Origin of the sequence: Sphaerospermopsis reniformis, from assembly GCF_005402885.1 — a bacterium.
GTDB lineage: Bacteria > Cyanobacteriota > Cyanobacteriia > Cyanobacteriales > Nostocaceae > Sphaerospermopsis > Sphaerospermopsis kisseleviana.
On the sequence record NZ_BJCE01000434.1, the window covers coordinates 1 to 2,315 of the forward strand.

At 41.6% G+C, this 2,315-nt stretch carries 2 protein-coding genes; both read left to right on the top strand.

The features are described 5' to 3' along the window. Positions 1-12 precede the first annotated feature (12 nt). Positions 13-210, top strand: a complete 198-nt coding sequence (locus tag FFR48_RS27335; RefSeq protein ID WP_137669519.1) for a hypothetical protein — start codon at positions 13-15, stop codon at positions 208-210. 804 nt (positions 211-1,014) lie between these two features. Next, positions 1,015-2,256: a bifunctional ornithine acetyltransferase/N-acetylglutamate synthase gene (argJ, locus tag FFR48_RS27340; protein WP_137669520.1), complete on the top strand. Its 1,242-nt coding sequence runs from the start codon at positions 1,015-1,017 to the stop codon at positions 2,254-2,256. The last annotated feature ends 59 nt before the right edge of the window (positions 2,257-2,315 follow it).

A 2,315-nucleotide genomic window follows, 5' to 3' on the forward strand; every position in this document is an offset into this window, starting at 1 on the left:
GGAAAATAACCTGTGATAAAAATTGATAATTTATCCCCCTTCGCCCTTACAGGAGATCAAGGAGTCAGGAGTCAGGGAGAAATTATTTGTATTTTCCCAGTCACCAGTCACCAGTCACCAGTCACCAATCACCAGTCACCTGTCACCAGTCACCTTTTTGCGAAATTTCCTCAAAAAAATCTCAGAAAGGGGTTTCACCCCTCACGGTAAAAATGTTATACTGTGATCAGTAGATGCATACTGATGATTTGGAGAGCTATTCAATGGCTCTCTTTTTTAGTTTGATTGCAAGTATTCAGCTATCAGTATTCAGCCATCAGCAAGAAAGAATAATGGAGCATCCCAATTAGACTTTTCCAGAAAAGAAATTATGGAACCTATTTATGGGGGCAGGGCGAAGCTTATGGGATATCTAGATGTCTGATTTTTTCGTCAAATTATCACCCATAAGCTTCGCCCCTACAACTTATGACAAATTAATAGATTCTATTTTGGAGAGGTCTAATGTGTAAATTTATGTTGATCTAACGAAATAAACGCTCTCAGGCTTTATATAGTCGTAGACAGAGTAGTTAGGACATCAATTAAGCTGTTACACAGCTAAATTGTATGATCCTAATATTCTGAACTCTTGTTTAACAGGCAAGATGCCTGTTCCACTTATACAAATTAAATGCACAACAGCTTAATCATAAAACTGTTTAGACCAGACTCTAAATTAATTTCTTTCTGACTTTGCGCCTTTGCTCCTTTGTGTCTTTGTGCGAAACTTGAATCAAGATGTGGTTCATTTACCTGAAAATAGCTTTTTTCCTATTCCCTATTCCCTATTCCCTATTCCCTATTCCCTATTCCCTATTCCCTATTCCCTATTCCCTATTCCCTATTCCCTATTCCCTATTCCCTATTCCCTATTCCCTGTTCCCTATTCCCTATTCCCTATTCCCTGTTCCCTGTTCCTATCCAAACAGATATGATAACAATTCAAACGGACATGATATAAAATCCAAAATTATGACAGACTGGAAAGAAATTACAGGTGGTGTGACAGCACCCAGGGGATATAAAGCAGCAGGTATTAAAGCTGGGTTGAAACCTTCGGGATTGCCGGATTTAGCGTTAATATTATCAGATGTAGATGCGATCGCTGCTGGTGTATTTACCACGAGTCATGTGAAAGCCGCTTGTGTAGATTATTGTCGTCAACGTTTACAAAGCAAGCATACCACTAGAGCTATACTGTGTAATGCCGGTCAAGCTAACGCCGCTACAGGTAGTCAAGGGGTGAAGGATGCGTTAGAAAGTGCAGACTTGTTAGCGAAAGAGTTGAACATTTCCCCAGAATCAATTTTACTCGCTTCCACTGGGGTAATAGGTCAAAGAATTAAAATGGATGCTTTGCGAAATGGGATACCTAAGTTAGTTGCAGAACTTTCCGAAACTGGATCGGATGCAGCTGCAGGAGCTATTATAACCACAGATTTGGTAACAAAATCCATTGCTTTAGAAACCACTATAGGCGATCGCCCGGTGCGAATTGGTGGTATTGCTAAAGGTTCAGGAATGATTCATCCTAATATGGCCACCATGTTGGCATTTGTTACCTGTGATGCGGCAGTATCATCTACATTATGGCAACAAATGTTAACACGGGCTGCTGATAGAAGTTTTAATTCGATTACAGTTGATGGTGATACTAGCACCAATGATAGTTTAATAGCCTTAGCTAACGGTGCATCTCGTACCCCTGCGATTACAGAAACCGGACCAGAAGCGGAAAAATTAGAAGCAATGTTAACCGCAGTCTGTCAACATTTAGCTAAGGCGATCGCCCGTGATGGAGAAGGTGCAACTTGTTTGGTAGAAGTGCAAGTCACCGGTGCAAACGACGAAACCGCAGCGCGACAAATAGCCAAAACCATTGCTGGATCGTCCTTAGTTAAATCTGCAATCTTTGGACGAGATCCCAACTGGGGAAGGATCGCTGGTGCTGCTGGCCGTGCAGGAGTACCCTTTGAACAAGACAACCTGAAAATTAAAATCGGTGATTTTGTACTGTTTGAAAATGGTCAACCCTTACCTTTTGATAAAGCTGCTGTGAGTGCTTATTTAAAACAAACGTCCGCAGGTGCTTATCTCCAAGAAGATACAGTATTAATTTCCGTTAGTGTTGGACATGGCCACGGAACAGGTACAGCTTGGGGTTGTGATCTGAGTTATGACTACGTGAAAATTAACGCCGAATATACAACTTAGGGCTTGCGGAAAAAGTCTTTTCGTGAGGATAGGGGACTGGGGACTGGGGACTGGTGACT